1 protein-coding gene is annotated in these 851 nt (G+C 48.3%); it reads left to right on the forward strand.

Going from position 1 to position 851, the window contains the following annotated elements:
* Positions 1-78: 78 nt before the first annotated feature.
* On the forward strand, positions 79-851 hold a 773-nt coding region (locus tag ACTHUR_RS12840), incomplete at its 3' end, for a symmetrical bis(5'-nucleosyl)-tetraphosphatase (protein ID WP_440398873.1).

Genomic DNA, 851 nt, shown 5'->3' on the forward strand with positions numbered 1-851 from the left:
ATGCATAATTGATGTTTTCAGACGGCCTAGGCTGGGCTTGAGGCCGTCTGAAAATAATAACAACGGAAAACAATAATAATGGCACATTACGCAATCGGAGACATTCAAGGCTGTTTTGACGAGCTGACTTTGTTGCTTGCCAAAATCGGCTTTAATCATGGTACGGACACCCTTTGGCTGGTCGGCGATATTGTCAATCGCGGCCCGAAGTCCTTGGAAACCCTGAAATTTGCCAAAGAGCATGACAGCAGCGTGCAAATGGTTTTGGGCAATCATGATTTGCATCTTTTGGCCGTCGGTTGCGGTGAAGGAACGCTCAAGCGCAGCGATACGGTTGAGCCGATTTTGTCCCATCCCGAGAGTCAATCCTTATTGGACTGGCTGCGTCATCAACCGCTTTTGGTGCGCGGTAACAGGCATGTGATGGTGCATGCCGGTATTTTGCCACAATGGTCGGTTGATAAAGCCGAAAGCCTTGCCCGTGAAGCCGAGGATGAATTGCAAGGTAAAAAGTACAGGAAATTTTTTGGCAAAATGTACGGCAACAAGCCGACTGCGTGGACGGATGATTTGACCGGCTACGAGCGCCTACGGATGATTGTTAATGTCTTTACCCGTATGCGTGCGCTGACGTACAAAGGCGAATTGGATTACGAATATAAATCCACTTTGAAGAAAATGCCGCTTTACCTGCGCCCTTGGTTTAAAGCACCTGATAGGCAGAATTTGGATTATATTACCGTGTTCGGGCATTGGTCGTCGTTGGGCTACGTTAATACAGACCAAGTAATTGCTTTGGATACCGGCGCGTTGTGGGGCGGAGAGCTGACAGCGGTCAATTTGGATACCAA

This window comes from Neisseria sp. P0021.S007, assembly GCF_051956855.1.